The 26,016-nt window shown below is 67.2% G+C and carries 28 protein-coding genes; 16 read left to right on the forward strand and 12 right to left on the reverse strand.

The annotated features are described in order from the left end of the window. The first annotated feature begins 158 nt into the window (after window positions 1-158). Complete coding sequence (locus ACGFNP_RS15765) at window positions 159-461, forward strand: hypothetical protein (RefSeq protein WP_393318985.1); 303 nt, start codon at window positions 159-161, stop codon at window positions 459-461. A gap of 164 nt (window positions 462-625) precedes the next feature. On the opposite strand, the gene ACGFNP_RS15770 is transcribed toward ACGFNP_RS15765, so the two are convergent. Continuing rightward, window positions 626-2,863: a LuxR C-terminal-related transcriptional regulator gene (locus ACGFNP_RS15770; RefSeq protein ID WP_393318988.1), complete on the reverse strand. Its 2,238-nt coding sequence runs from the start codon at window positions 2,861-2,863 to the stop codon at window positions 626-628. A 134-nt stretch (window positions 2,864-2,997) separates the two neighbouring features. Between ACGFNP_RS15770 and ACGFNP_RS15775 the strand changes: the two genes are divergently transcribed. Then, window positions 2,998-3,993 (forward strand): NAD(P)-dependent alcohol dehydrogenase, encoded by a 996-nt coding sequence (locus ACGFNP_RS15775; RefSeq protein WP_393318991.1) that lies wholly within the window; start codon window positions 2,998-3,000, stop codon window positions 3,991-3,993. Between the two features lie 2 nt (window positions 3,994-3,995). Here the strand turns inward: ACGFNP_RS15775 and ACGFNP_RS15780 are convergent, their stop codons facing one another. Further along, window positions 3,996-4,664: an AraC family transcriptional regulator gene (locus tag ACGFNP_RS15780; RefSeq protein WP_393318994.1), complete on the reverse strand. Its 669-nt coding sequence runs from the start codon at window positions 4,662-4,664 to the stop codon at window positions 3,996-3,998. A 213-nt stretch (window positions 4,665-4,877) separates the two neighbouring features. Here ACGFNP_RS15780 and ACGFNP_RS15785 point away from each other — a divergent pair, with 213 nt between their 5' ends. Beyond that, on the forward strand, window positions 4,878-5,855 hold the full coding sequence (locus ACGFNP_RS15785; protein WP_393318997.1) for a zinc-binding dehydrogenase: 978 nt from the start codon (window positions 4,878-4,880) through the stop codon (window positions 5,853-5,855). Window positions 5,856-5,873: 18 nt separating this feature from the next. On the opposite strand, the gene ACGFNP_RS15790 is transcribed toward ACGFNP_RS15785, so the two are convergent. Then, the gene (locus ACGFNP_RS15790; protein WP_393319000.1) at window positions 5,874-6,263 is read right to left on the reverse strand and encodes a VOC family protein; all 390 of its coding nucleotides are present in this window, start codon (window positions 6,261-6,263) and stop codon (window positions 5,874-5,876) included. A gap of 123 nt (window positions 6,264-6,386) precedes the next feature. Here ACGFNP_RS15790 and ACGFNP_RS15795 point away from each other — a divergent pair, with 123 nt between their 5' ends. The 4 genes from ACGFNP_RS15795 (at window position 6,387) to ACGFNP_RS15810 (ending at window position 10,126) form a co-directional block, all read left to right on the forward strand. After that, entirely contained in the window at window positions 6,387-7,292 is a 906-nt protein-coding gene (locus ACGFNP_RS15795) for a LysR family transcriptional regulator (RefSeq protein ID WP_358340833.1), read from the forward strand. 67 nt (window positions 7,293-7,359) lie between these two features. After that, window positions 7,360-7,761, forward strand: a complete 402-nt coding sequence (locus ACGFNP_RS15800; RefSeq protein ID WP_358340831.1) for a hypothetical protein — start codon at window positions 7,360-7,362, stop codon at window positions 7,759-7,761. A gap of 41 nt (window positions 7,762-7,802) precedes the next feature. After that, window positions 7,803-8,939: a hypothetical protein gene (locus ACGFNP_RS15805; protein ID WP_393319005.1), complete on the forward strand. Its 1,137-nt coding sequence runs from the start codon at window positions 7,803-7,805 to the stop codon at window positions 8,937-8,939. Beyond that, on the forward strand, window positions 8,936-10,126 hold the full coding sequence (locus ACGFNP_RS15810; protein ID WP_393319007.1) for a hypothetical protein: 1,191 nt from the start codon (window positions 8,936-8,938) through the stop codon (window positions 10,124-10,126). The genes ACGFNP_RS15805 and ACGFNP_RS15810 overlap by 4 nt, the downstream gene beginning before the upstream one ends. A gap of 12 nt (window positions 10,127-10,138) precedes the next feature. Here the strand turns inward: ACGFNP_RS15810 and ACGFNP_RS15815 are convergent, their stop codons facing one another. The 4 genes from ACGFNP_RS15815 to ACGFNP_RS15830 form a co-directional block, all read right to left on the reverse strand. Beyond that, the gene (locus ACGFNP_RS15815) at window positions 10,139-11,017 is read right to left on the reverse strand and encodes a sigma-70 family RNA polymerase sigma factor (RefSeq protein WP_358340825.1); all 879 of its coding nucleotides are present in this window, start codon (window positions 11,015-11,017) and stop codon (window positions 10,139-10,141) included. Then, the gene (locus ACGFNP_RS15820; protein WP_393319010.1) at window positions 11,014-11,454 is read right to left on the reverse strand and encodes a VOC family protein; all 441 of its coding nucleotides are present in this window, start codon (window positions 11,452-11,454) and stop codon (window positions 11,014-11,016) included. The genes ACGFNP_RS15815 and ACGFNP_RS15820 overlap by 4 nt, the downstream gene beginning before the upstream one ends. 85 nt (window positions 11,455-11,539) lie before the next feature. Further along, complete coding sequence (locus ACGFNP_RS15825; protein ID WP_393319013.1) at window positions 11,540-12,145, reverse strand: hypothetical protein; 606 nt, start codon at window positions 12,143-12,145, stop codon at window positions 11,540-11,542. A 72-nt stretch (window positions 12,146-12,217) separates the two neighbouring features. Beyond that, entirely contained in the window at window positions 12,218-14,128 is a 1,911-nt protein-coding gene (locus ACGFNP_RS15830; protein WP_393319016.1) for a sugar transferase, read from the reverse strand. Window positions 14,129-14,172: 44 nt separating this feature from the next. On the opposite strand from ACGFNP_RS15830, the gene ACGFNP_RS15835 reads away from it, so the two are divergent. The 4 genes from ACGFNP_RS15835 (at window position 14,173) to ACGFNP_RS15850 (ending at window position 17,576) form a co-directional block, all read left to right on the forward strand. Continuing rightward, on the forward strand, window positions 14,173-14,463 hold the full coding sequence (locus tag ACGFNP_RS15835; RefSeq protein WP_393319019.1) for a hypothetical protein: 291 nt from the start codon (window positions 14,173-14,175) through the stop codon (window positions 14,461-14,463). Between the two features lie 133 nt (window positions 14,464-14,596). Continuing rightward, window positions 14,597-16,063: a sialidase family protein gene (locus tag ACGFNP_RS15840; protein WP_393319021.1), complete on the forward strand. Its 1,467-nt coding sequence runs from the start codon at window positions 14,597-14,599 to the stop codon at window positions 16,061-16,063. A gap of 176 nt (window positions 16,064-16,239) precedes the next feature. After that, the gene (locus ACGFNP_RS15845; protein ID WP_393319024.1) at window positions 16,240-17,043 is read left to right on the forward strand and encodes a hypothetical protein; all 804 of its coding nucleotides are present in this window, start codon (window positions 16,240-16,242) and stop codon (window positions 17,041-17,043) included. Between the two features lie 107 nt (window positions 17,044-17,150). After that, complete coding sequence (locus tag ACGFNP_RS15850) at window positions 17,151-17,576, forward strand: hypothetical protein (RefSeq protein WP_393319027.1); 426 nt, start codon at window positions 17,151-17,153, stop codon at window positions 17,574-17,576. 118 nt (window positions 17,577-17,694) lie between these two features. Here ACGFNP_RS15850 and ACGFNP_RS15855 read toward each other — a convergent pair whose 3' ends face one another. Both ACGFNP_RS15855 and ACGFNP_RS15860 read right to left on the reverse strand, forming a co-directional pair. After that, window positions 17,695-18,168, reverse strand: a complete 474-nt coding sequence (locus ACGFNP_RS15855) for an RNase adapter RapZ (protein WP_393319030.1) — start codon at window positions 18,166-18,168, stop codon at window positions 17,695-17,697. A gap of 259 nt (window positions 18,169-18,427) precedes the next feature. Then, entirely contained in the window at window positions 18,428-18,652 is a 225-nt protein-coding gene (locus ACGFNP_RS15860) for a hypothetical protein (protein ID WP_358340808.1), read from the reverse strand. Window positions 18,653-18,696: 44 nt separating this feature from the next. Here ACGFNP_RS15860 and ACGFNP_RS15865 point away from each other — a divergent pair, with 44 nt between their 5' ends. Beyond that, window positions 18,697-20,421, forward strand: coding sequence for an FAD-dependent oxidoreductase (locus tag ACGFNP_RS15865; RefSeq protein ID WP_393319033.1), 1,725 nt, complete (start codon window positions 18,697-18,699; stop codon window positions 20,419-20,421). 127 nt (window positions 20,422-20,548) lie between these two features. On the opposite strand, the gene ACGFNP_RS15870 is transcribed toward ACGFNP_RS15865, so the two are convergent. Further along, entirely contained in the window at window positions 20,549-21,442 is an 894-nt protein-coding gene (locus ACGFNP_RS15870) for an ETEC_3214 domain-containing protein (protein WP_393319036.1), read from the reverse strand. A gap of 567 nt (window positions 21,443-22,009) precedes the next feature. On the opposite strand from ACGFNP_RS15870, the gene ACGFNP_RS15875 reads away from it, so the two are divergent. Beyond that, window positions 22,010-22,489: a peptidoglycan-binding protein gene (locus tag ACGFNP_RS15875; protein ID WP_358340802.1), complete on the forward strand. Its 480-nt coding sequence runs from the start codon at window positions 22,010-22,012 to the stop codon at window positions 22,487-22,489. A 67-nt stretch (window positions 22,490-22,556) separates the two neighbouring features. Here ACGFNP_RS15875 and ACGFNP_RS15880 read toward each other — a convergent pair whose 3' ends face one another. Then, window positions 22,557-23,222 carry a DUF4386 domain-containing protein gene (locus tag ACGFNP_RS15880; RefSeq protein WP_358340800.1) on the reverse strand — a complete coding sequence of 222 codons (666 nt, stop codon included), beginning with the start codon at window positions 23,220-23,222 and terminating at the stop codon, window positions 22,557-22,559. On the opposite strand from ACGFNP_RS15880, the gene ACGFNP_RS15885 reads away from it, so the two are divergent. Then, window positions 23,212-23,865, forward strand: a complete 654-nt coding sequence (locus ACGFNP_RS15885) for a TetR/AcrR family transcriptional regulator (protein ID WP_393319040.1) — start codon at window positions 23,212-23,214, stop codon at window positions 23,863-23,865. The two genes, ACGFNP_RS15880 and ACGFNP_RS15885, sit on opposite strands and share 11 nt — an antisense overlap. A 6-nt stretch (window positions 23,866-23,871) precedes the next feature. On the opposite strand, the gene ACGFNP_RS15890 is transcribed toward ACGFNP_RS15885, so the two are convergent. Further along, window positions 23,872-24,306, reverse strand: coding sequence for an SRPBCC family protein (locus tag ACGFNP_RS15890; protein WP_358340797.1), 435 nt, complete (start codon window positions 24,304-24,306; stop codon window positions 23,872-23,874). Between the two features lie 100 nt (window positions 24,307-24,406). Between ACGFNP_RS15890 and ACGFNP_RS15895 the strand changes: the two genes are divergently transcribed. Further along, the gene (locus ACGFNP_RS15895; protein ID WP_393319043.1) at window positions 24,407-25,393 is read left to right on the forward strand and encodes a DUF1838 family protein; all 987 of its coding nucleotides are present in this window, start codon (window positions 24,407-24,409) and stop codon (window positions 25,391-25,393) included. 39 nt (window positions 25,394-25,432) lie between these two features. Next, window positions 25,433-25,987 (forward strand): hypothetical protein, encoded by a 555-nt coding sequence (locus ACGFNP_RS15900; protein WP_358340793.1) that lies wholly within the window; start codon window positions 25,433-25,435, stop codon window positions 25,985-25,987. Window positions 25,988-26,016: the final 29 nt, after the last annotated feature.

The raw sequence follows: 26,016 nt of genomic DNA on the forward strand, positions 1-26,016 counted from the left end.
ATCATGCATATGCGGAGTCTGGCAGTCCCATCCGACAAACTGCAGGCCGAGCCGGTACTGGGGTCCAGCGCTCCTACGCTTGTGCGATCGTCGGCAATTCGGCAGGCATCTCCTCTTGAAGGTGACGCCGACGAACTCCCTTTCCATAGGATGCTTCGGTGATCGACGGTGATGGCCTCGCGTACCAGATGATTTTCTCTCACGCTGACGAGGCGATCGATGAGTACTGGACCAAACTCGGTGGTCAGCCCGTCTGGTTGGAGGAGCCGCACTGGCCGCTCTGCTGGCGGCATGAGCGTCTCATGGGGTTCATCGGGCAGTTCCGGTTGCCCGGCCGGCAGATCCGGATGGCTTACCTGTTCGTGGACAACGAATCCGAGGAGTCGTGGAATCCGGAAGGCGGGGAGAACGCGCTCATCGTGCAACCGGGCCGGATTCCGCCCTTGGTGCAGGCATCATAATTCCGATGACTGCCAGCACGATCCCGCATGAGCGCCGCATATAAGCAGGTTAAGCAAGGTCGACCTTGCTGCCACGGACCGTGATCATACTGGCGTTCAACCGTAGTCGGACCTGGGGCCCGGCGGTGCGGACCGGTCCGACCTGTACCCGCGATCAGCTCATTTCACCGATCGGACGCTGCCATCCAGGCGGCAATTTGAGTGCGCGACTTGAAGCCGAGCTTGTTCAGAATATGGCGAACATGGCTGTCCACGGTGTGTTCGGAAATGAAGAGCCGGGCCCCGATCTGCTTGTTGCTCAGGCCGTCCGCGACCAGTCGCGCGACCTCTGCCTCCCGCTTCCCGAGCGGCGCCACGTCGGTGGAGGCGGCTATCGGGGGAGGTTCGCCGAGAGCCAGTCCGATGGCGGCGGCCCGGCTCAAGCGTTTCCCCGCCTCGAATTCGGCCGCGAATCTGGAGGGTCCGAGTTCTGCTGCCGCCGATTGTTCGGCACGGGTGACGAGTGGGACGAGGAAGGGCAGGATGCTCGCGCCCGCGCCCGTGCGCACGGTTTCCGCCGCCCCCAGGAGTCGCGCCGCGAGTCGCGCCTCGCCCGAGCCGGCGGCGTGGCACCCCAAGGCGTCGAGCAGGCAATACTGCGCCACCCGGTCGTCGATCCGATGGGCGATTCGCAGCGCCTCGGTGAACAGTGGCTTGGATTCGCCGAGATCACCGGCCATCAGCATGACGGAGCCGTGGTTGAACAGCATCATGTCGAGGCTGTAGAGATCGCCGATTTCCCGGCTGATCCGCACGCCTTGTGACGAGGCGGATCTCACGCTGTCGAGATCGCCGTCGAACAGTCCGTTGAGCGACTGGGCCTGTAGCGACATGAGTGTGGCCGGGAGGTCGTCGCACGCCGCGCGGGCCTCGCCGAGCAGGCGTTCGGCGGATTCGCGATCACCGGTCATGCTCGCGGCCATCGAGGCCAGGGAGAGCGACTGTGACAGCAGACTCGGCTCCCGGGCCGCCGCCACCGCCTTTTCGAGCGCCGATGCGGCGGCTACCGGATCGGACTGCAGCACGGCCAGGAATCCGCGCATGAAGTGTCCCCGCGCGTTATCGCCTCCGGACGCGATCAGCTCGTCGAGCCACCGAACGCCTTCATTGGTCGCCCGCGTCATCCAGTACCAGCCGAGGGAGGTGGCGAGGGCGATTCCGCCGGAGAAATCCTCCTCGTCCAGGGAGCGCCGGAGAACCGAACGGACGTTGTCGATCTCCAGGTTCATCCATTCGAGCCACTCGACAAGCTGAAATCGGGCCTCGGCCGTGGAACGCAGGCACCTCGTTCTGTAGTAGTCGGCGAATCGCCGTTCGACGGCCTTTTCCTCACCGGCCGCGCGCAGCTTGAGAACGGCGTATTCGCGCATTGTCTCGTGCAGCCGATAGCAGGCGAGATCTCCGGCGTCCTCCTTCATCACCAGGGATTTGTCGACGAGCGAAGACAGAAGGTCCAACGCATCCGCGGAATCGCAGACGTACTCGATGTCTTCGAGCGTGAACCTGCCCGCGAACACGCACAACCGCCGCAACAACGTCTGCTCGCCCGCCGCCAGCAGGTCGTGGCTCCAATCGATGGTCGTACGCAATGTCTGATGGCGCGGCAGCGCGGCCCGGCCACCCCCGACGAGCAGCCCGAACCGGTCGGTCAGGCGATCGAGGATCTGCCCGGCGGTGAGCACCCGGGTCCTGACAGCCGCCAGCTCGATCGCCAGGGGCAGACCGTCGAGCCGGCGGCACAGATCGACCACGACCGCCTGGTTCGCCGCGGTCAGCTCGAACGCGCCCGATCCCGCCGCGGCCCGTTCCACGAACAGCGTGACCGCCTCGTTCTGCCGGAGCCGCGTGAGAGGCGTGTGAGCCGCGGGCAGTTCGAGCGGCGGCACGGGGACCACGTGCTCGCCCGGCGCCGACAGCGGCTCGCGGCTGGTGACCATCACCCGCACGCCCGGCGCGGCCTTGAGCACCTCTGTCACGAGCCGGGCGGCCGCTTCGACCAGGTGCTCACAGTTGTCCACCACCAGCAGCAGCTTCTTGTCGCGCAGGTAGGACAGCAGCCGGGCCAGAGGCTCGGTCGCCGCCTGGTCGCGCAGGTCCAGGGTTGTCAGCACGGTGTCGCCGACGCGGGCCGGATCCCGTACCTCGGCCAGCTCCACCAGCCACGTCCCGTCCGGGAACCCGCGGCCGAGATCGGCCGCCATCCTGATCGCCAGGCGCGTCTTGCCGACCCCGCCCGGCCCGACGAGGCTGACCAGGCGCGCCTCGGTGAGTTTCCTCCTGATGTCCGCCAGCTCGTGGCGGCGGCCCACGAAGCTGGTCGCTTCGGCCGGCAGATTGCCCGAGAGGCGCGGCGGTCTGGCCATGGTTGCCCTGGACACTACTACCGAATCACGAATCTCCGTGATATTCGCGGCCCGGCCCGCTGTCTACCGTGACGAGCATGTCCGAGGAGCCGGCGATACAGCGCGTCGAGGTCGGCGCCCCGCGAGGAGACGTCATGAAGGCAATCCGCTTCAACCGGTACGGTTCGCCTGATGTCCTGAGTTTGGAGGACGTCGACCTGCCCGCTGTCGGCGATGACGACGTGCTGGTCAGGGTGAAGGCGGCCGCCGTCAGCCCGCTCGACGTCCGCACCATGACGGGCACGCCGTACTTCATGCGACTGCTGTGCGGCCTGCCCCGGCCCAAGCCCATCGGCCTGGGCGGCGAGATGGCGGGCTGCGTCGAGGCTGTGGGCGGGAACGTCACCAGGTTCCGCCCAGGAGACGAGGTCTACGGCGGCCGTGGCATGGCACCCACCGCGCGCAGTGCGGCGTTCGCCGAGTACGCCAGCCTCCCCCAGGACGGGATGGTGGCCAAGAAGCCGGCCAACCTCTCCTTCGAGGAGGCGGCGGCCATGCCGGTGTCGGCGCTCAGCGCCCTTCAGGCATTGCGCGACAAGGGCCGCATTCTGCCTGAGCACAAGGTGCTCGTGAACGGTGCTGGGGGAGGCGTGGGTACGTTCGCGGTGCAGCTCGCCAAGGCGTACGACGCCGAGGTGACCGGTGTGTGCGGCACCCATAACGTGGACATGGTCCGCTCGATCGGTGCCGACCACGTCGTGGACTACACCCGCGACGACATCACCGGGACGGGACGCCGCTACGACCTGATGATCGACATGGCCGGTAACCACCCCCTGCCCGTGATCAGGCGGCTGCTCGCCCCGAACGGCGTGCTCGTGGCCGTCGGCGGGCCGCTCAAGGGGATGTGGATCCGCCCCTTGCTCGGTCCGCTCAAGCTGCTCGTGCTCTCCCCGTTGATCAGTCAGCGGCTGGCGCCGATGGTGACGAAGGCGAGCGGCGACGATCTCGACCTGCTGCGACGGTACGCCGAAGCCGGGAAGATCACTCCGGTCATCGATCGGACGTACGCGCTCAGCGCCGTCCCGGACGCCATCCGCTATCTCGGCAAGGGACACGCTCGGGGCAAGGTGGTCATCACCGTTTCATGAGCTCAGGTCCGGGAGCGGTAGCGGCCCGGGGTGGTGCCGATGAGGCTGGTGAAGGCTGCGATGAAGCTGCTGGGATTCGCCCAGCCGCAGGCGTGGGCGACGCGGGTCGTGTCGTGGCCGTCGGCGAGGAGGACGAGTGCGTGGTAGACGCGTAGTTGTGTGCGCCATTCGTAGAAGGTCATGCCGAGTTCGTTGTGGAACAGCCGGCTGAGAGTGCGGGCGCTGGCTCCGATCGCCTGCCCGAGTTCGGCCAGTGAGGCGTTGTTTCCGGGCTGCTCGTACATCATCTGGGCGATGGCCTGCAACCGGTCATCGCGCGGTTCCGGCAGGTGCAGTGGCTGCTCGCGTGCTTCGTGGAGTTCGTCGACGAGGACTCGACGGAGGCGAGCGCCCGCGGCCCGGCTGGGGTCGCCCGCGGCGCGGTCGTAGTTGCGTGGGCCCGTGAGGGCGAGCAGGATTTCGCGGGCGAGGTCGGAGACCATGAACACGGCAGGATGACCGGGTACGAGCCGGGCCAGCGAGGGCGGCAGGAAGACGATCCGCATGTCGGTGCTGCTGTGAGCGCGGTGATAGTGCGTGAACCCGGCGGGGGTCCATGCGACTCGATTGGCCGGCACGATCGATGTGCCACGTTCGGTGTGTACGGACAGGACGCCACGGGCCGCGTACACCAGATGTCCACGTGAATGGGAATCCACCGGGCTGGTTCCGCCCGATGGCCATAGATGTACGCCTCCGGACGGCCATAGATGTGACGTCGGACCGGACGCGGCAAGTTGGCGGCCAACGGGCATAACTTGGCATTCTACCGGTGGACGGTCACAGCGCTCTTTCACGACAGTGGATGCATACGCGATCAACCCATGCCGAGAGGGAGTACGACCATGCGAGCGGCGGTCTGTGTCAGGGCGGGTGCCCCGGAGGTGCTGGAGATCCGTGAGCTGCCGGTACCGGCGGTTCGGGAGGGCTGGAGCCTGGTGCAGGTGAAGGGCGCGGGCTTGAACCGATCGGAGCTGAGAACCCGCCAGGGGCATTCCCCGAACGTGAAGTTCCCGCGGGTGCTCGGCATCGAATGCGTGGGAATCATGGCATCCTCCACCGATCCCGACTTGCCGGACGGGACGACCGTCGCGGCGGTGATGGGTGAGATGGGCCGGGAGTTCGACGGCGGCTACGCGGAGTACGCGTTGCTGCCGAACTCGCTGCTGATGCCGGTCACCACCACCCTGCCCTGGGACGTCTTGGCCGCGCTACCTGAGACGTACCTGACCGCGCAGGGCTCGCTGGACGCGTTGGGGGTCGTGCCGGGCGGTCAGGGGCGGCTGCTGATCCGTGGCGGGACGTCGTCGGTGGGGATGGCGGCCGCGTCGATCGCGGCCGGCTACGGTGTCGAGACCGCGGCCACGACCCGGCGGCCGGACAAGGTCGACGCGTTGACCGCGGCCGGCGTCGACCATGTGCTCGTCGACGCCGGGGGGCCGCTGACGGCGAGCGTGCACGCGGTCTGGCCCGAGGGCCCGGACCATGTTCTGGATCTCGTCGGGGCGCGTACGGCGGTGGAATCGCTGCGCCTGGTCCGTCGTGGCGGGACGGTGTGCGTGTCGGGCTCCCTCAGCGGATGGCTGATCCCGGACTTCGAGCCGATAGCGATGATCCCTTCCGGAACCAGGCTCACGGCTTTCCACAGCGACGACTTCAAGGGCAGCGCGGGCACGACCGTGCTGCAGCGAATCGTCCACCAGGTCGAGGCAGGCGTCTATCGACCCAACATCGACCGTGTCTTCGGCCTGGACGACATCGTCGCGGCCCACCGGTACATGGAGAACGACCAGGCCACCGGGAAGGTCATCGTCGTGCCCTAGGCCCCCTTGTAGCGGCACTCATTGGTCCTGGAGCAGCCCGAGGACGTTGCCGTCGGGGTCGGTGACGGTGGCCACCAGGCGGCCGCCGCCGACGTCGTGCGCGGGCTCCTTCACCGTGGCGCCCGCGGCGGTCACCTCGGCCAGCTTCACCTCGATGTCCGGTACGTGCCAGTAGGCCACCGGCGAGGTCATGCCCTGCGGTCCACCGCCCGGCACCAGCCCGATGTGCTGGCCCTCGGCCTCGAAGCCGACGTAGTAGGGCCCGTCGGCCTGCGGCTGTACGCCGAGCAGCGCGGCGTACACCTTCTTGGCCGCCGCCAGGTCGGAAACGGGATGCAGCACGGTCTTGATTCCCTGGGTGGAAGAGCTGGTCATGGTCACTCCTGACGTCGTGGTGGTGAGGTCCATGACGGTCAGGCTAGGTGCGGTTCGAGGGTGCGCGCTTCTCGATTCCTGACCAGTCAGGTCAGAAGTTCTCGCCGTGCTAACACCTCCCCTGACCGGCCCGAATACTGGATGAGGAGGGGGCACATGGAGTTGCGGCATTTTCGCTATTTCGTGGCGGTAGCCGAGGAGGGGAGCTTCACGCGGGCGGCAGCCCGGCTGCACGTGTCGCAGCCCACGCTGAGTCAGCAGGTGCGGGAGCTGGAGCAGCGGGTGGGCGCGACGTTGTTCGCCCGCGACCCGGCGGGCACCAGGCTCACCGCCGCGGGCGAGGCGTTCTACGAGCGGATCAAGGTCGTGCTGAGCGCGGTCGAAGAGGCGGCCAGAGCGGCCAGGCACGTGGCCGGTGCCGGGGAGGGCGCGTTGCGGGTCGGGGTCTCCCTGCCTCTTCCCGACGAGCTGCACTTCTCGGTGCTCAGTGCCTTCACCGCGGCGTATCCGAGGGTGCGGACGAGTTGGCGGCAGGTGGGGTTGATCGATTTCGACCGTCCGCTCATCAACGGGGAGCTCGACGCCGCGCTCATGTTCATGCCGGTGGACTCCGAGCGGCTGACCTGGGAGCCGCTCACCACGGTGCCGAGGGCGGTTGCCGTACCGGTCGGCCATGCGTTCTGGGACGCCGGGAGCGTGCCTTACACGGATGTGTTCGACGAGCCGCTCGTGCCGGTGGCCTCCGCCGTACCCGAGAGGGTCACGCGCTGGTGGCACATGCACGAGGAGCGCAACGAGGAGACGCCCCGCCTGGTCGGTCAGCCGGGCGCCACCCCGGACGAGCTGCTGATGGCCGTACGCCTGAATCGGGCGCTCTGTCCCGGCCCCTACAACTTCAAGGACACCCCGCTGCCGTCGGGCATCCGCATGGTCGAGGTCACCGGCCTGTCCGAGGCGGTGGTCGTGGCGGTACGGCGGGCCGGCGACAACGGAGGGCTCGCCGAGGCGTTCTGCCATCTGGCGGCACGCACCGCCCATGAGATCACCGGCCTGCGGCGATAGGCATGGCCAATGGGGTATTGGCGATGGGACTTCGACAGCCCTGGCGCGGCGCCTCGATGCTGATGGCGTGGATCCGTTCATGGTGGCCGCCGGCTCGGCGGTGGTGGGGGCGATGGCCTCGGAGGGTTGGCAGGACGCGCGACGGGCGATCGCCGCGCTCTGGCGGAAGCCGCATCCCGAGCGGGTGCCCGCGATCGAGGCGGACCTCGAGGAGGTACGCGCGGAGGTGCTGACCGCCAGGAAGGCCGCGGACCAGCAGACCGAGGAGGAGCTGGCCGTGGAGTGGCGGCGCCGGCTCGGGCGCCTGGTCGCGGCCGATCCGGAGCTGGCCGAAGAGCTGCGGCGGATCGTGGACGGGCTCACCCCGCGGGCCGACGAGGGCGGTGCCCCCGGCGTCATGATCGCCCGGGCGTCGGGCCGGGCCAGCCTGTTCCAGTCCGGCCGGGACATGCACGTACGCGAGCGATGACCGCACCCTCCCAGGCGCCGCGAGACGACGCGAGAACGGGAGTGAAACTCGAGGCCAAAGCCTTCTTCTTGGCGCGGATCTACCAGGCGGCGCGCGACCTGTACGTCACCGTCGTCAACCTGCCACGCAGCCTCACCGTCTCCCTGGTCACATTGATCGTCGGGGCGATGGTGGCGGGCGTCGCCTGGTTCGTCGTGGGGGTGGTCCTCCCGCAGTACGCGCCGACGTACAAGACGCAGTTCCTGATCGACGCCACCTCCGAGCCCGGCGACATCACCAGGTCGCTCATGACCGTCGTCGGCTCCGCCGGCGACCGGGACGCGCTGGCGCTGCGCCGCTTCGGCGGCGAGTGCGGCGCCGACGACAACACCACGCAGCTCGTGTCCTTCGGCACCGGCAACCGGCGGGACATCAAGGCGGCGGCGGGCCAGGTGCGCGCCGGGGGCCAGAGCACGCTGCTGCGCGGCATCGTCGCGGCGGTCGAGGATTTCGCCGCCCCCTTCGCGCAGCGGGCCAAGCAGGTCAACCGGGTCATCGTGATCAGCAACCACGGCGCCGACGCCTGCGACGCGGACACCGCCTTCGTCGAGCGCGAGATCCGGGAGCGGGTCGCGTCGGCGGGGCTGAACATCCAGTTCCGCGTGGTCGGCTACCGGGTCCCGCGCGCTCAGCGCGAGGCGCTGGAGCGCATCGCCACCGCTTCCGGCGCCCCCGCGCCGCTGTACGCGGGGACGCCGGCGCAACTGGACTCCGCCCTGGACTGGTTCACCAATGTCGAGCCCGTGCTGGAGAGCGCCAGGCGGGTCATCACCACGCTCAACGCCACTGTCGACAGGGTCAACGCCGCTCTGCTGGCCATCCGGGACGGCAGGCTGGATGTCGCCGCGCGTGAGCTGCGACAGGCCGGAACGGGCGGCGTGGACACCGAACTGGACGACCTTGCGGGGCGGGCCAAGACCCCCGCCGCCCGCGACCTCCACGCGCGGGCGGCCGACCTGCGCACCCAACAGGGCCGCCTGCTCGACGGCACCCGGCGGTTGCTGGACGGCGCGCGCGCCGGTTCGTCGCCGGAGCTCGCCTCGCTCGAACGGGCCACCGCGGACTACAAAGACAGGGTCAAGCGCATGAACGACGCGATCAAGGCACTGCTCGCCACGGCCCCGGCGAGCACCTCATGACCGCCCCGGCCAAGGCCCGCAAGCGGCGGGTGGCGGTGGTCGTCGTGCTGCTGCTCATCCTGGCCGCGATCGCCTACCTCATCTACCTCGCCATTCCCGGCCATCGCACGGCCTTCCTCGTGGACACCTCGGAGAGCCGGGTCGACATCGGCGCGATAGCCGCCTCCGTGGGGTCGGCCGCGCGGAACGCCGGTGACAGTGACGCCGTCTCGCTGCGCAGGTTCGGCGGGACCTGCGGGGCCGTCGACAACACCGCCGAACTGGTGAGCAGCGGCACCGGGCGGGGCGAGCAGGTCGCCTCGGCCGCGCGGACACTGACCTCGGCGGGCAAGGTCACCCTGGAGAGCGGTGTGCTCGCGGCGATCGACGACTTCTCCGGCCTCTACCCCTTCCGGGGGCTGCGGGGTAACCGCATCGTCGTGGTGACCAGCCACGGCACCGACGCCTGCACCCGTGACCAGAACGCGGTCCTGAAGGCGATCCGCGAGCGTGTGGCCGCCGCGGGGTTGACGCTGGAGTTCCGTTTCGTCGGCTTCCAGGTGCCCGACGGGCAGCGCGACGAGCTCCAGACGCTGGCCAGGGCCAGCGGCGCGCCCGAGCCGCGCTTCGTCCGCTCCGCGGCCGAGCTGGACGTGGCGCTCCGTGAGCTGGTGATCCCCGACTTCGGCCTGGCCAAGCCCGTGGACCTCCCCTCTGAGCGGGAGTCGAAGCCGGCCAAGGAGTACGACTTCGCGGTCGCCCTCCTGACCGGCTGGGGCGTCACGGTCACCGGCGCGCCGGTCCAGTGCCACGCCACGACCGGCGAGACGGACCAGAGCCGGACCCTGTGCCGCTTCCGCCTCGCCGAGGGGCAGCGCATCGGCTTGGTCGCCAAGGTCTCGGGCCCCGATCCCAACCCGATGCGCGCGCGGAACAACCCCAACTACCGGCCGATCAACACCCCTCTCTGGTACGGCTGCGACGAGGGGCCGATGTCGCGTACCTGCAGCGTGACCATGACCCGCGAGCGCCTGGCGAAGGCTGTGGCCAAGTCCGGCGACGCGCCGTCGACCTCGATGCTGGCATGCGTGACCACCCGGGATCCGGCCGCCGACGTGCTGGCCGCGACGTGCGCCGCCCTCACCGGCTCCGAGCCGCCCCCCACGCCTGCTGTCACCTACGCCGACGGCTCCGTTGACGGCGGCTGAGTCACGGGCGGCTCACGCGGGGTCCGGCAGGCGCATCGAGGCGAGCCTGGCGGGATCGGCCACGATCGCGATGGCGGTGATCCGGTCGTCGGTGACCGTGAACGAGATGATCGAGAGCGGGGTTCCGTCCTCGCGCCAGGAGACGTACCCGGGAAGGCCGTTGACGAGCACCGCCTGATGGCGTGCGACTTGGCCGGAGAACATCTTCGCGCCGGCGGCGACTTCGGTGGCGCCGAGCGTGACGACCACCCCACCGGGGGTGTCGACGGTCAGCCTCACGTCCGGGTCGAGCACGCGCAGCAGTGCTTCGAAATCGCCGCCCACGGCCGCTGCGCGGAAGGCTTGGATGACCTCTCGTTGTTCTCGCCCGACGACCGTCGGCCGTTCGGTCGCCTGTACCTTCTTGCGAGCGCGGCTGGCGATCATCTTGGTGGCGTCGGCGGACTTGCCGAGGATCTGACCGATCTCGGCGAACGGCACCGCGAACAGATCGTGCAACACGAATGCCAGCCGCTCGCTCGGCCCGAGCGAGTCCAGGACGACGAGCAGCGCGAGCCCCACCGAGTCGGCGAGCGCCACGTACTCCTCGGGCTCGGCGCCGTCGTCGGCCGTTACCAAGAGCCCAGGAAGCTCGTCGCCGTAGGACGCCTCGGGGCGGGTCTGGCGTGACCGCAGGACATCCAGGCTGATCCTGCCGACCACCGTGGTCAGCCAGCCCGCCAGGTTGGCGATGGTCGCCGTGTCCTGGCGGGCGAGCCGCATCCAGGCCTCCTGGACCGCGTCCTCGGCGTCGGCGTGCGATCCGAGCACGCGGTAGGCGACCGCGCGCAGCCGATCGCGCTGGGCCTCGAACGCCTCGGCCACCAGGTCTGTCCGGCTGGTGTCATTCATCTCGTCATCGTCCTCGGATCTGCTTGCTCATGTCCGTCGGTACGGTTTCGGCGGCGCTGCTCGCGGAGCGAGATCCGGTTGCCGTCCGGATCCACTGCCTCGATGCGGACGCCGAACGGGTAGTCCTCCGGTTCGGGCTGATCGAAGGTCACGCCTCGCCGGCGAAGCACCTCGAAGTCCTTCCTCAGGTCGTCCGACTCGAGGAAGATCGGACCGGGGGCGCCGCCCGGCTGCTTCCCGATCGGTTGCCCCGCGGCCGGCGCATGCGACCAGAGGACGATCTCGACCGGACTGCCAGCAACGCCAACGGTGAGGAAGCGTGATTCCGGCCCCGGGTAGTCGATGCGCTTCTCCAGGCCGAGCCCTTCGGTGTAGAACTCCAGCGCGCGGTCCTGGTCGGTGACATAGACCGTCACATACATGATGTTCGTCAGCACTCTGGTCTCCCATCCAGTTGTCGGTCCGACGACCGTGGGGCCGTCGCCTGTATGACGGGAGCCGGCGCCCGAAGGTAACCGGCGGCTATCGGAGGCCGGGGGAGGAGCGCGCGAGGCGGTCTTGAATCAGTCGCTGGCGTTCCGCCGGTAGCCGGCGAGCATTCATCGCCCTCTGTAGAAGAGCGGAGTCGAATCCATGCTTGCCCATGTGGCCGAGGAGAGGTTCATAGCGATCAGGCCGCTCTCGCAAGAGCTCTGTGGCCAGCCGTAGCTCCAGGCGAATCACCGGAACACGATGAGAGCCACAGGTGATCAGGACATAGTGCTCCCACGGGCCGCGGCCGACGCACTCCATCCCATCGGAGTCATCTTGCGTCTCGACGGTGCTGATCTCCACCTCGACCCCGTTCACCTCGTACTTGGTGAAGTACTGCGAACTTTCGGGGATCCAGGATGGGGGGTAGAGGCAAGGAAACGATGAGAGGGCGGCGGCGAACGTGTCCACGTCCTCTCGTCGAGCCACCAAAATGTCGATGTCCCCGGCGGGGAGATGGACACCGTGCAGCAGGGCGGCGCTTGTGCCGCCCACGCGGTATGCCGGGTCGGCGTCCGCGGCTCTCAGGGCGGTGAGCGTCATGTCCAAGGTCGTAGTTACGTCCACCAGCCGCAGAGATGCTTCGCGATCACCCATAGAGGTCAGCGTATCGATCACGGAGGCGCGCACGTCAGGGCTGCGGATGGCCGGCCGCACGGAAGACCGGGACTAGGAAATACGCTTCCAGTAAGCGGAGATGGACTCCCAAAGGATCTTCCGGTCCGATTCCAGGCTCGCGGACTTGTCGTGCCAGATGCCCTGGTGCCCTCGTTGAACGTCGTACGCATTTGTCATCGGCTTGAGATTGAGCTCTAGGATCTTGTTGGCGAACCGACCGAACAGCCCAGGCTTTCCGGCCAGATCCTTTTCATTCCAGACCGGGCCCAGGGTGGGGCCGAGGGCATTTATTGTTCTCTGCCGGTCGACATCAAATATCGGGCGGTCGTTCACGACTGACATGTTGCTCTTATAGAGCACGTTGTAACCCAGTTGGACGAACTCATCGAGACTGGTCTTCGCCCAACCTTTGCCGACCCACGTGCGCCGCTGATCCGATGAGCCGGAGCTGCTGTCCCTACCGTTGGTGATCTTCATCGTACGGCCCTTGGCCAGGTCGAACTCGCGGCCGAACTGGCCGGTCCGTTTCTGCAGGAAGAAGGGGTTCTTTCTGTCCTCGGCAAACTTCGCGAGCGCGAAGGCGAAGACCGCGGGAGCGGTGATCGTGAGAATCCCCAAGGCCCACTTGACGTCATGCCACCGCTTGGCCGGACTCTGCTTCCAGGCTCTGCCCCGCAGACTCTTGTAGCCCGGGACGGGCCAGCTCCGGGTGGCGATTGCCGCGCCGGTGCTGAGAACGGCCATGCCGAATCCCATCTCAGAGGCGTGTTTCCAATTCCAGCCGGCGCCGCCGGCCCATCCCGCGGTCGCCAGCACGGTGGTGCTCACCGCCCCGCCGACCAGGATCCGGGAGAATGCCCGCTCCCACGTGGCCGACTCCATGGCCTCGGCCAGGCCGGTGAGCGCGGGTCCGCCTCGGCGCAGTAATGCCGGCAGCGCGGCGTGCGCACCGGCCATCAACCCGCCGGCGAGCGCTCCGTGCAACGTACTCCGAAGCAGCCCCGCCGCATCGATGGTGCCGGTGGCGAACAGCTGATCGATCGCGCTCAGCCCGCCGGAGTACATCGCGCCTAGCGCCGCCTGACGGATGCTCAGCAAGGTGATCCGCAGCGCCAGGCCCTCCGCTCGGAGCAGCCTTTTCACCACGGCGTCGAGTAATGGGCCGAGCCGGGGGGCCAGTAGCTTCGTGAGGATCATCAGCGCCAGCACGAACGCCGCGCACGCCACGAATCGCCACCTGGCCTTGACGATCGCGTCATAGGCGATCTGGCCGCAGTCGGCGAGATGCTCGCACCGCCGCCGCAGGTCCGCCAGCTGCCCCTTATCGCCGTGCACCACCCGCGCGGCCTGCCCGAACGCGGCCGTGGCCGGCCCGCCCCCGCCTCCGGCCCCGGCCGCCCGCTCGGCCTGCCCGGCGATCTGCTCCTGAACATCGCCGATCACGCGTCCCAGCGCCGTCGCGGCATCCCGCAGCCGCGCCACACCGTCGAGATCGCCATCCGGCCACGCGGCCCCGGCTCCAACGGACTCGAGGAACCAGAGCGCCTGGCTCACGAGGTCAGGCGGTGGCGTGGTCGTCGGCAGGCCGCACGAACCCTGCGCGGGCTTGTACTCCTCCGGCTCCGCCAGCCATGCCGGGCATGACCGCGCGCCCGGGATCCCGGTGTTCGCCCCCTCGGCTGTGGCATACGTGGCCCCGGTGACGACCAGCCCCGCCGCCATCCCGCGGAGCAGATTCACCGCCACGACCAGGTCTTTCAGCAGGTCATCACGTATTCGGGCGAACCCCGGCAGGCCCGCTTCGGGGTCACCCTCGAACAGCGCCCGGCCCAGGTCGTCCTGACCGAAGGGCCGTTCATCCATCGCCCGGCAGAACGCGTCCACGCCCCGGGCCGCATCATCAGCGGCCTCCCAGACGCCTCTTCCCGCGCTGATCCAGATCTCCGGGTTGAATTGCAACACCCATGCAGGGGCCAGATGGTTGGGGACGATGTCTCCTCAACTCCGTGATCTCCAGCAAACGTTTGCAAACTCTAACGGATCACCCAGTTGCGCACGCGTCCGATTGCGCGGCCCTTCGGTGCCAGGGCGGCCTGTTATGTGGTGGTGCGGGGGACGATCTGGGAGATGCGCTGGTGGGACAGGCCGAGCACGCTACCGATGTCGCGGGTGGTCCAGCCCTTGTCGATGAGGGTGCGGGCGGCGTTGCGAAGAGCGTCGCGTTCGCCGTGGTAGGTGGTCGTGATCTGGAGTTCGAGGTCTTCGGGGAGCGGCTGGGCTTTGCGATCATCCGGTAGCGATCATTCGGCAGACGAGACTGATCTTGCGCCGGTAATCTTCCCTGCGTCGTTCGCCGGACGCCTGGGAGATGCCACATTCCCCGGCGGGCCGGTGACGTCTTCATCAACACAACGAAGATGAGGAATGCTCGTGATCCGACGCTTCAGGGCTCTGTTACCCGCATCGGCCATCCTGCTGGCCTGCACCGTCGCGCAGCCCGCTGCCGCGGACGATGCCGCGACCGGCGGACCCGCCGTCGTACGGCCGGTCTCGGGTACCAGCCCGCTGCCCGCAGGCTGCGGACTTCCCCCGGCCGACGGCTACACCCTGAACCCCAACACCGAAGTCCTGCCCACACTGGCGCGGGACCCGAACCGTCCGCAACACCTCGTCACGGTGTACCAGCAGGATCGCTGGAACCGGTACGGCAGCAACGGCGCGGTCACCGCCGTGTCGGACGACTACGGCCTGACCTGGCAGCGGTCCACGAACCTGCCCGCCTTCTCCCAGTGCAACGGCGGCACGAGTGCCAACGGCGGGGACTACGCCGTCACGACGGACAACTGGATCACGATCACGCCATCGGGTGCCGCGGTGGCCGCGTCGTTGTCGATGTCCCGCGCCGGCGACGTGACCGCCATCCTGGTGGCCCGCTCCGGCGACGGCGGCCGGACCTGGGACGCGCCGACCACTCTGCAGCGGGACGACAACCCGCAGTTCTTCAACGACCGCCCGACGGTGACCGCGGACCCGTACCACCCGGGCGTGGTCTACGCGGTGTGGGACCGCATCGACGACCAGTCGACCAGCACCACGCCGAACTGGGTACAGCCGATCTACCTGGCCAAGTCGACCGACGACGGACGCACCTGGACCACCAGCAAGGTGTACGACGTGCCCACCAACGAAGGCGCCATCGGCACCCAACTGGTGCCGCTCCCGGACGGGACGCTGCTGATCGGCACGCACTACGAGACGAACACCGACGGCTCCACCCGGGTCATCCGCTCGACCGACGGCGGCAAGACCTGGTCGCCGACGCTGAACGTCCCGGCCCCGCTCGCGGTGGGCCCCCGCATCCCGGACCCGGACAACTCGGGTGACCCGGTACGCAACGCCTCCCTGCCGCTGCTGGCCGCCCAACCGGGCACCCGGGTGGTCAACGCCACCTGGCAGAGCCAGGAGGCCGACGGCACCTTCCACGTGGCCTACGCGCGCTCGGCGGACGGTGGGCAGACGTGGTCCACCCCGATCCGTCTGGACAAGACGCCCACCGGTTCCGCCGCCGTACCGGTCGTCACCGCGTCCAAGACGGGCACCGTGGCGGTCACGTACTACGACTTCCGCAACAACACGTCCGACCCGGCCACCCTGCCCACCGACCTGTGGGCCGTGACCTGCTCGAGCAACTGCACGAAGCCGGGAGCGTGGCGCGAGCAGCACATCGAGGGGCCGTTCGACACGCGGAAGCTCCCGTTGACGAGCGTGGGACGCCTGCTCGGTGACTACACCGGCCTCGTCTCGATCGGCAACAACGCCTTCACGGCCGCGTACGGCGTCTCCACCGGCGACGCCGCCAACCCGGTGGACGTGCACAGCGCGATCTTCTCCGGCTGAGCGGTCGTACGCCGCCGGCGGGGCCCGGTCCGGACGGACCGGGCCCCGCCGTTAGAACGCGACCGTCGAGCAGCGGCGCCCGCGCGGGCGATGCGCTTGAGGCGGTCGCCAGTGACGGTGCTGGGCAAGGGACTTGCCGTGATGAGATAGAGATCATCATCTGTGATTATCCGCGCATGAAACGCATATGGGTCGCGCTGGCGGTAGCCGGTCTGGTGAGCGTCGCGATTCCCGGCGGCGCCGTGCACGCGACTCCCGAATCGAAGTCCCTCGACTCCGTCGTCAAAGCGATCAAGAAGCAGTTCGCGAAGAAGAGCAGCGTGCGCTTCTCCGTCAAGCGACGCGGCGGGCCCCCGCCCGCGGAGGACATCCAGGCGTCCGGTGCGTACCGTTTCAGGGCTTCAGGCGTGTACGCCGCCGACACCACGGAGATCTCCCACGAGAAGGCGGCGACAGGCCGGTCCCGGGAAATCAGCATCGGCCGGGAGTTCTACTCACAGGGCTACGTGCGTTCCAAGGACGGCAAGTACGTCTGGAAGTCGCCGTCGACAGTGGGGAAATGGACCAATGCGCAGAACCTGGCCGGGGTCATCTGGGGAGAGGACCTGATCAACGGGATCAACCCGGGCTTCCTCAAGCTGGTCGCCTCTCACGGTGCGACCAGCGCCGACGGCGGAACTTTCGAGGGAGTGAAGACGACCCTCCACAGCGGCACGGTGACGGTTCCCAAGCTGGATGAGAGGCAGGCTGGGATGTACTTCGAGACCCGGGAGGAGGAGTTCGCGTATGGCGGGCCGATCACCTGGAAACTCTGGGTGGGCCCGGACAACCTGCCGCGACGTTTCCACGCCATCATGAAGTTCACCCGGCCGAAGGGCGGTGACGCCGAGACCATGACGATGAACATCATCTACCGAGGATGGGGAAAACCCGTCAAGATTACGGCTCCGCCCGAGCACCTCATCACCGACGACTGGTGATCGACGAACTGCGGAACGACACCCAAGGCCTCTTGGGGATCAACGCTCGCTCTGCGGAGAGTCGTCGTAGGCGCGTATCCTGCCGTGGGGCCTTACGGTGCGATCTCATGAGACGAGGTCTGTGGATCCCCCTGACGGCGGTGTTCGCGCCGATTGCCGCGGTGTTCGTCTTGGTCATGACGCCTGTATGGCGGGACAACGCCCGCCTCGAAGCCCTGTACGAGCGCGTCCTCGCCTATCCTCTTCCGCCACGTACCGGAGACGTCTTCCCGATGGATCGTGACGTGACCTTCGGGAAGAACCTGGCCAAGGGGAGCGGAGCTTACTGCGACTATCGCGTCAGGATCACGCTGCAAACTGCGCTGACGCCTCAGGAGATCCATCGCCACTATGGCAACGCATCGATCACGGGCGCCTCGGAAAAGGCGATGATCTCCCTGTTCTTCGAAGACGAGGGACCTGCCGGCGGACGCCGAGTCATTGTCGAGGTGTACGACTCCCATGACTGGGACTGGGACTGGCGCTGTATGTAGAGCGAAACGAATCGATGGCCTTGCGTATGGAGCCGGATGGATTCGTGGTTCGCCGCAGGCTCGCTCGGGCTGCGGCCAATCGAGCCCCTGGGTGGCACCACGGCCCTCATCGAGTGGATTACAGCGAGGCGAGCCCCTCAAGCTGCCGGACGACCTGCTCTATCGGAGCGGACGTGTCGATCTCCATGGTCGCGGTGGCCCGTAGCAGCGGCTCGACAACGCGAAGGTTCTCCAGGATGGCTTCTCGTTCTTCTGGCCGCTTGCCATACGGATTGTTGGTCCGCGCCATGACCCGGGCCAACAGCACCTCAGCGGGCGCGCTCAGCAACACGACGTGGTCGAACTGCTGGTAGAACTTCCCCTGATTGCTCTTGCAGCCGGCCACGAACAAGCTGTCCTGCTCGTGCCCGGTGAGCAGGTCGGTCATGGCCTCTTCGCGCCATACCCAGTCCGACGACCCATCAGACAGCATGATCTCGTGGCTCCACTGGCCGTAGTCCGTATCTACTATCCGGTGCCCCCGTGAGCCCAAGATCCGAAGAGCAGTCGATTTGCCGGTCCCCGACATTCCCGTGATCAATACCTTGGACATGGCATCACCCTAGGTGAGGCCGACCGCTGTGCCCGCGGCCTGAATGGATCGCCACTCTTCGCGATCAACGTGGCCACGCCGCCGCCAGCCAGCGCCACCCACGCCAGGACCGGAACGCGCAGCTTGCGGTGCGAGCAGTACACCATGTCGTGGGTGCGTCGGAGATCGTGAAGGTGGGCATAGAGGAGCTGGTCGCTCGGGTTCTGCTGGTTGGTTCTCGATGAGCCTGGGCATCAGGGAGCTGGGTGTGTCGGCGACCTCACAGCGGCCTGAGCAGGTCATGGGCCGCGACCCAGAGCGTGTAGGGGTTCGCCAGGTTCAGGTTGTAGACGACAACGCCGGCGATGACTGGATTCAGGCCGGGCATATGGACGACGCTGCAGTGCACGGTGTCGCTGGTCCCGACCGGGATCAACGTGGCCGTCGAGGCGCCGACGGGAATCGTGGTGCCGGCCGGCCGCCAGGATCCATCTTCGCGAAACACACCAGCATGAACACGTCACCTGACCTGTCCGCTAGGAGGTTCTGATGGACACGGACCCAGCTGAAGCTTCTGTGGGGGCGCGCCTGGTCTCGCTCGTGGGGCGTTCTCCCGTCCTCGACGCGGCCCAACTCGGAGTGCTGCGCGGTTATGGCAGCGAACGGGACGTGGCCGCCGGTGACGTGCTGTTCGCCGATGGCGACGAGACCTACGATCTGATCGTGCTGCTCGCGGGCACGGCCGACATCGTGGACGGGTACGGCAGGCCAGGGGCGGCCGTCGTCACCGGTTACGGTCCGTCGGAGTTCCTCGGTGAGATCGGCATGCTCACCGGGCAGCGCGCCTTCCTCAGCGCCGTCGCCACCTCCGCGGGGCGGGTCCTCGCGGTGCCGGTGGCGCAACTGCGCCGGATCATGGCGCAGGAGCCGGGCCTCAGCGATCTCTTCCTGCGGACCTTCCTGCTCCGTCACTCCATCCTGATGAGCCGCAGCACAGGCCTGACCCTGATCGGATCGCGCTTCGATCGTGACACGCGGCGGCTGTTGGAGGTTCTGGCGCGCAACCGCCTGGTCTGGAACTGGCTGGATCTGGAGGCGTCGCCCGAGGCCGAGCAGATTCTGCAGGGGCTGGATGTTCCGATCGCCGATCTTCCGATCATCATCGTGCCCGGCGGGCCGGTGCTGAGGAATCCCGGCAGCCGCGTGCTCCTGGACGCGCTGGCCATCTCGGGACACGCCGGGGCGTATCCGCCGGGTGTGTGTGACCTGCTCGTCGTCGGGGCGGGCCCAGCCGGGCTGGCCGCCTCGGTCGCCGGCGCGTCCGAGGGCATGGCGACCACCCTGGCGGAAGACACCGCGCTCGGCGGCCAGGCGGGGACCTCGTCACGTATCGAGAACTACCTCGGTTTTCCCGCGGGCTTGTCCGGGGAAGAGCTCGCGGCCCGGGGGACGCTGCAGGCGCAGAAGTTCGGCGTACGCATCAAGCTGGCCGCGAAAGCCGCCTCACTGTCGTTCCAGGACGGCGTTCACCAGGTCGCCTTCGATGACGGCGAAGCCGTCCAGGCCAAGTCGGTGATCATCGCAACAGGCGCACGGTACAACAGGCTTTCCCTGGACCGCCTGGCGGAGTTCGAGGGCGTCGGGGTTTACTACGCGGCGACCCAGGCGGAGGCCCAGGCCTGCGGAACCGGGCCGGTCGCGATAGTCGGTGGCGGGAACTCCGCGGGGCAGGCCGCTCTTTTCCTCAGCCACTCATGCGCCGAGGTGCATGTGATCATCCGCCAGGATGCGCTCGACGTCTCGATGTCGCGGTATCTGGTGGACAGGATCGAGCGCAACCCGCGCATCGTCGTCCGGCCTTCCACCCACGTCACAGCCCTGATCGGGACAAACCAACTCGAGGCGGTAAGGCTCCGCCGCGAGGGTCGGCAGGAAGCGGACGAGCTTGCTGTAGCCGGGCTGTTCATCTTCATCGGCGCGCAGCCGGGAACCGGCTGGCTGGCCAGCCAGTTGGCCGAGGACAGGCATGGCTTCCTCCTGACCGGCAGCGACATCCCCGCCGCCCGACTGGAGCACGAGGGCCAGACACCACTGTTTCTGGAGACGAGCAGGCCTGGCATATTCGCGGTCGGCGACGTGCGCAGTGGCTCCGTCAAGCGGGTCGCAGCCGCCATCGGTGAGGGCTCGGTGGCCGTCCGCCTCGCCTTCGAACGCCTCCAGTCGGCAGGTCAGGCCGATCTCATCGGCCCGGCCGCTCCCCAGCCGACAAGCTGAGTCATGGCTGCCAAGCCATCTTGCGTTCGTGCCCTGCTGTCCCTTGGGGTGGCCGCGAGGAACACTCCTCGCGCCGAACGTCCTACTCATCCTGGGAACCCGCACCCGCGCCCACCTGACGGACTCATCAGCAATCGGATGCGACGTCGCACGTTGTCCACGGAACGAGATCTTGGCCAGGGTAACTTCGGACAATGATCCGATCCACCCCCAACTGTTGAGGGTAAAGCTCCTTGATGCCATGCTCGTCGGTAGAGATATCGACGGCGTTCGGCGCTGTTTCCATGTACGTGTTGACTGCGGAGATTGCGAGAAGTTTCCTCATCTCCGGGCCGATGCTCTTGTTCTTGGTAAACTTCCCCCCTTCTTCGGAGGCGTTCCAGGTGAGCCATCTTCCCCCTAAGCCTTTGCTGTCCTTGGTCGAAAACCATTGGCATGCATCATTCAATCCCCAAGCATGCGTTTTGTAGTTCGACGGATTTCCTTGATAGATGGACTGGTAGATATAGCTGTTCGCTGTCGCGCCGGAGAGGAAGACTGTCGTATCGGCGTCGCTGTTCACCGGGATATCAGCGAACGTGGTCTTGTTGAGTGTTATGGGGCTTGATGGATTCATATTAGGCCTGAACGTTGGCTGGAATTGGCGATTGCAGGACGTCACAGAATATGCGAGCACCACGTCTGAGTCATCCGAGAGAACGTCAACCCAGTATCCGCGCCCAGGGAAAACGCTCTCGATCAGTTTGCGCCCCGTATTGCTGACCTTGGCGCGGTAGAGCGGGTCTCCGAGGGTCGACTTGAATTTCTCCATACTGAAACCTGCTTGCAGGCCGGTCAGCTTGCGGTACTCATTTTCTCGCCAATTAAATGTGCGCGTGTACCAGTCGCCGGCGCTGGATACCGAAGAAATGATCGTAATTATGGACGACGCCAGAAGGGCGACGAAGACTATGACGACGATGGTGAAATTGCGTTTTGTCCACGAGTCGAAACGTGTGCCAAAAGATTGTCTCCCGTCCATCGGCCATGCTTCCTATGTCAGCTACCAGCGGATATGGGCATAGCGGGCTCTTTGCCTGGTATCGCGCGATTGTGTGAATCGTTACAGCGATTGATTGATCGTGTGTGTGAGGGGTGGGCAAAGCGAACTTTTCACCGGAATTCCGGCGCAAGGCTTCTTCTGTAACTACTGCACCGGCTGAGGCGACCTCGGCGATCCCACATGCCGGCGCGTCTCCGCTGGACAACCTCGCCGCCAACACCGGCGCCGCGAGCGGATGCCTCCCCGCGTGCTCCGCCGAGCCGGTGCCGCTGCGGGTGCTGCGCCATGAGGGGACTCCGGCCCGGGTTCAAGGGTGTTTCAGACCCTCCACCGGACCCGCGTTCCGAGCCCTTCCGCAGCGTCAACAGGGCGTATCAACACTTTCCAGAACAAGTTAAATCGTCGGCATCCCCCGAGTACCGCCGAGGGTGCTGGGTATCCACCTGCCGTTAACGTGGATCAGGGCGGCGAATTATGGGTCATGACCCTGCCCCAGAAAGCTGGACGAACGCCGCCCTTGCCCGACGACACGACGGAGGACGACTCGTGACCGTTACGCCGACTTTGCAGGCACCGCCATTTCCCGGCATCATCAAGAAACCGCAGCAGGGCGAAGCCGTAAAGAAGTGGCAGCAGCGGATGCAGGACCGCGGCTGGCACATCAAAGTAGACGGGATCTATGGAACAGAGAGCGAGCGCCTCTGCAAGAACTTCCAGGCCGAGAAGGACCTTCAGGTCACCGGCATCGTCGACGAGACGACGTGGAACAAGACGTGGACGGCCCCGAGCGCGGTGGCTCCGCCGTTCCCCGGTCGCGTCCTCAAGCAGCCGCCGATCATGAACGGCCAGGATGTGCGGCAGTGGCAGGAAGAGATTAGCAAGCGCGGCTGGCCCATCACGGTCGACGGGAGCTACGGGCAGCAGAGCGAAGAAATCTGCCGCCAATTCCAGAAAGAGCACGCTCTCGTGGTCGACGGCATGGTCGGGCGGAACACCTGGACCAATACCTGGGTAGAGACGATCTGAACCGGACTTACCCAGGCCAGAGCGGCCCTTCGCCGGAGAAAAGCGGTGAGGGGCCGCTCGCGTTTCTTCAGGCGGCGTCCGTCGGTGCGGGCTGTGCCGCTTTCGCGTGGTCGGCCTCCGGCATTGCGGGAAATCCCTTCACGATGAGCAGAATCCCCAGGGCGACTTCGAAAAGGCCGCCGGGGATCGACGTCGTCAGTGCGATCTTGTAGCCGAGGAGTTCGGCGATCGTGCCGGCCATGAAGAGCGCGTACCCGCCCAGCCCCCACACCGCCAGGAACGCGGGCACCAGCCGCTCACGCAGCATCGCGCGGCAGAACACCACCATCGCGGCGCAGACCGCGAGCATCCCGAAGTGGAAGGCGTAGTAATTCCCCTGCTCGGCGACCCGCGCCAGCGCCGGGAAGACCGAGGCGTGGCCGCCGGCCGCGTACTCCTGTGCGAGCGGTATCAGCAGGAGCAGGAAGAGGATCCCGACGGCCAGCACCACCACCTCGATGATCCTGATCGTCAGGTAGGCGGTGGCGGCGAACGGGCGGCGCGTCCGCAGCAGGTTGAAGATCAATAAGCCGTTGACGATGTCGAAGACGGAGTTGGCCAGCATCAGCAGGGCTCCCGCCGACAGCGCCGTCTTGGCGGCGAGAACCCCGGACAGCACGTCGGCGCTGTCCGAGGCGGTATCGACCAGAGCGCCGACGAAGAGCGAGAGAGCCGCGCCACGTGTGCCGCTCACCCGGGAGCGGGTGCTGCGGGCAGCCATCGACGTGGCCGACGCGGGCGGGATCGGCTCGCTGACGATCCGCTCGCTCACCCAGGCGCTCGGCGTCAAGCCGATGTCGGTCTACTACCACGTCGCCAACAAGGACGAGATCCTCGACAGCATCGTCGACCTCGTCGCCAGTGAGATCGAGCTGCCGTCTCCCGACGGTGACTGGCGCGCGGAGATGCGGCGGCGGGCCGATTCGACCCGGCGCGTGCTCAGAGGCCACCCTTGGGCCATCGGCCTGCTCGAGTCGCGGGCCACCCCCGGCCCCTCGACGCTGCGGCACCTCGACGCGACCATCGCCACGCTGCGCTCGGCCGGCTTCTCGGTGCCACTGACCGCGCACGCGCAGACCCTGCTCGACAGCTACACGTACGGCTTCGCGCTGCAGGAGGCCTCGTTGCCCTTCAAAGGCCCGGACTCAGCGGCCGAGGTGACCGAGTCCATCATGGAGCAGTTCGCCGACGGCGCTTATCCGCACCTCGTGGAGATGGCGACCGAGCACGTCCTCCGGCCCGGTTACGACTTCGGCGACGAGTTCGAGTACGGCCTCAACGTGATCCTCGACGCCCTCGCGCGATCGCTCCCCGGTGACGGCGGCCACCACCCATGAGGACGGTCATGACAGCCGTTCTGCCAGGATCCGAGCGCGGGCGAGTTGGACGTTGCGCGCCTGGCCCGCGGCGAAGCCGACGAGGAGCCACGGGGCCGTCAGGTCGAGCCGGTCGCTGACCCGGGTGCCGGTGCCGTCCGGCTCAAGGTCGAAGCGGTAGGCCAGGCGAATGCGGGCCGGGCTCCGCACCTCGCCGTAGAGGGACAGGTCGTCGGTGTGGAGGGCCACTTCGATCGGGTTGTCGTAGGTGAAGATCGAGAGGAATCGGAAGCGCTCGACGGCCGTGTACCGGATCACGCCCGGCTCCGAGCGGTTCACATCGCTGACGGCGACCACGAGGGGGGACAGGCCGATATAGCTCTCCGGAGTCGTGAGGTGCTCGAACACCTTCTCCGGGGCGGCGCCCACGTGGAATTCGTGGGTCAGCACGCTGTTCGACACCCGGCCTCCCGTACCTGCGCCAGGCCTGGTTGAGGCCGGGTCTCGGCAACTGAAATGATCAGCGTAGTCCCTGTTACCCCTCTGTATCGCAGGAGCACTCTTGTTCAAGCGTCGTGGTTTGACCTTGTCCGCAGCCCTCACCGCGCTGTTGGTGTGCGTCGCCGTTCCGGGCGCGTCGGCGGGCGAGCAGTCGGATGATCCGACAGATCCGGGGCCGGTCTACAAGACGGTGACGGACAAGAGCGGGCTGCTGTCCTTGCAGACCAATGGGCGGCCGGACGGGCGGGACATGGTCTTCCGGATTTCGGGAGCCGTTTACGCCAACATCGAGGGCAACGCTTATGACCCGCAGCTGCGCCATGGCCAGAAACTGTTCAACGTCGAGGGCTACAACATCCGGCGGCTCTATCGGGTGCCCGGCACCACGCAGCTCTACCAGCTCTCCCGCGAGATCGTGTTCTACACCGACCCCGCCGACCCCACGAAGATCCTGCGGGAATGGAAGAACCCGATCGACCTCCAGACGTACCCTGTCGTTCCCATCAACAACGACGCGGTGAACTTCGGTCCGTTCAACGTCACCTCCTCCTACGTCGGCCCGCCTCTGCGGCAGATGTACGACGAGACGGAGTGGACCAGCGACATCCCGGTTCGCACGGACCTCAAGCTCGCGTTGGGCGAGTCGTTCGGCCTGGTGAAGGGCGTTTACGCGGCTCAGGAGATGTTCGACTTCTACGTCGACTCCCGCGAGGTCGAGGCCCGCACCACCGCGGGCGGCGTCCCCAACGGCGCGATGAAGACCAAGATCAGCTGGTCCAGGACGAGCCCGTGGGCGCCGTTCATGTGCCTGCCGGAGACCGACGTCCGCGGGCAGCTCACCTACCACGCCCGCAGCTGGTCGCTGCCGTCCTACCTGGACATCGAGCCGTGGCTGCGTGCGGAGGTCGAGGCCTCCTACCCGCTGTTCAAAGCGGCTCCCACCGCGCCCGGTCCGAGCGAGAACTCCTGGACCTCCTTCTACAACAAGCAGCTGGGCAAGGGTGCCACCACGTGGGCCGACTGGTGCGCCGCCAACGGAAAAGCCTGACTTTCGAACTTCTCTGACATTCCTCGCATCAGACTGGTCATGAACTCACCCGCCGAGTACAAGACCAGCCGCCGACTCCGTGCCTGGGCGGGGGCCGCCGCCATCGCGACCTCACTGGCGCCGTTCCTCGTCATGGGCACCGCCACCGCGGACAGCACGGCCGCCGTCGCGAACGGGTTCGACTGGGGGCCCGTGGTGGAGCGGGCGCTGCACTGCCTCAAGCATCGGCCGGAGGACACCTGGTACGTCGTGCGGGCCCGCGTCGCCGCCGTGGGCGACCTGACGGGTGACGGCAAGCCCGAGACCGTGGTCGTGTCGTCATGCCCGAGCCCCACGTCGGGCAACCCCGTGATCTCCTTCGTCTACGACGGTGGCGCCAAGCGCTCGGCCCCTCGCCTGCTCGGCGCGTTGGGCAAGAACCGCTACTTCAAGTCCCAGACCGTGACCATCCGGAAGGGTCAGGTACACCTGCGGGGCAAAGTGGTCAGCGACCGGGCCGCCAATTGCTGCCCCGATCTGATCGTCAGCCAGACGTACAAGTGGAACGGCACGAAGTTCCTCAGGACGGCCGAGAAATCGACCCGCATCTCGTGATCCCCGGCTCGGCGCATGAAATCTCTCAG

It is taken from the genome of Nonomuraea sp. NPDC049269, from assembly GCF_043197155.1.
Classification (GTDB): domain Bacteria; phylum Actinomycetota; class Actinomycetes; order Streptosporangiales; family Streptosporangiaceae; genus Nonomuraea.

Excerpts from the sequence above, each read along its gene's own strand:
- ACGFNP_RS15900 (WP_358340793.1), top strand. The coding sequence starts at position 25,433 with ATGAACTCACCCGCCGAGTACAAGACCAGCCGCCGACTCCGTGCCTGG.
- ACGFNP_RS15865 (WP_393319033.1), top strand. The coding sequence starts at position 18,697 with ATGGACACGGACCCAGCTGAAGCTTCTGTGGGGGCGCGCCTGGTCTCG.
- ACGFNP_RS15845 (WP_393319024.1), top strand. The coding sequence starts at position 16,240 with ATGAAACGCATATGGGTCGCGCTGGCGGTAGCCGGTCTGGTGAGCGTC.
- ACGFNP_RS15855 (WP_393319030.1), bottom strand. The coding sequence starts at position 18,168 with ATGTCCAAGGTATTGATCACGGGAATGTCGGGGACCGGCAAATCGACT.
- ACGFNP_RS15815 (WP_358340825.1), bottom strand. The coding sequence starts at position 11,017 with ATGAATGACACCAGCCGGACAGACCTGGTGGCCGAGGCGTTCGAGGCC.
- ACGFNP_RS15795 (WP_358340833.1), top strand. The coding sequence starts at position 6,387 with ATGGAGTTGCGGCATTTTCGCTATTTCGTGGCGGTAGCCGAGGAGGGG.
- ACGFNP_RS15775 (WP_393318991.1), top strand. The coding sequence starts at position 2,998 with ATGAAGGCAATCCGCTTCAACCGGTACGGTTCGCCTGATGTCCTGAGT.
- ACGFNP_RS15850 (WP_393319027.1), top strand. The coding sequence starts at position 17,151 with ATGAGACGAGGTCTGTGGATCCCCCTGACGGCGGTGTTCGCGCCGATT.
- ACGFNP_RS15810 (WP_393319007.1), top strand. The coding sequence starts at position 8,936 with ATGACCGCCCCGGCCAAGGCCCGCAAGCGGCGGGTGGCGGTGGTCGTC.
- ACGFNP_RS15870 (WP_393319036.1), bottom strand. The coding sequence starts at position 21,442 with ATGGACGGGAGACAATCTTTTGGCACACGTTTCGACTCGTGGACAAAA.
- ACGFNP_RS15770 (WP_393318988.1), bottom strand. The coding sequence starts at position 2,863 with ATGGCCAGACCGCCGCGCCTCTCGGGCAATCTGCCGGCCGAAGCGACC.
- ACGFNP_RS15825 (WP_393319013.1), bottom strand. The coding sequence starts at position 12,145 with ATGGGTGATCGCGAAGCATCTCTGCGGCTGGTGGACGTAACTACGACC.
- ACGFNP_RS15785 (WP_393318997.1), top strand. The coding sequence starts at position 4,878 with ATGCGAGCGGCGGTCTGTGTCAGGGCGGGTGCCCCGGAGGTGCTGGAG.
- ACGFNP_RS15790 (WP_393319000.1), bottom strand. The coding sequence starts at position 6,263 with ATGGACCTCACCACCACGACGTCAGGAGTGACCATGACCAGCTCTTCC.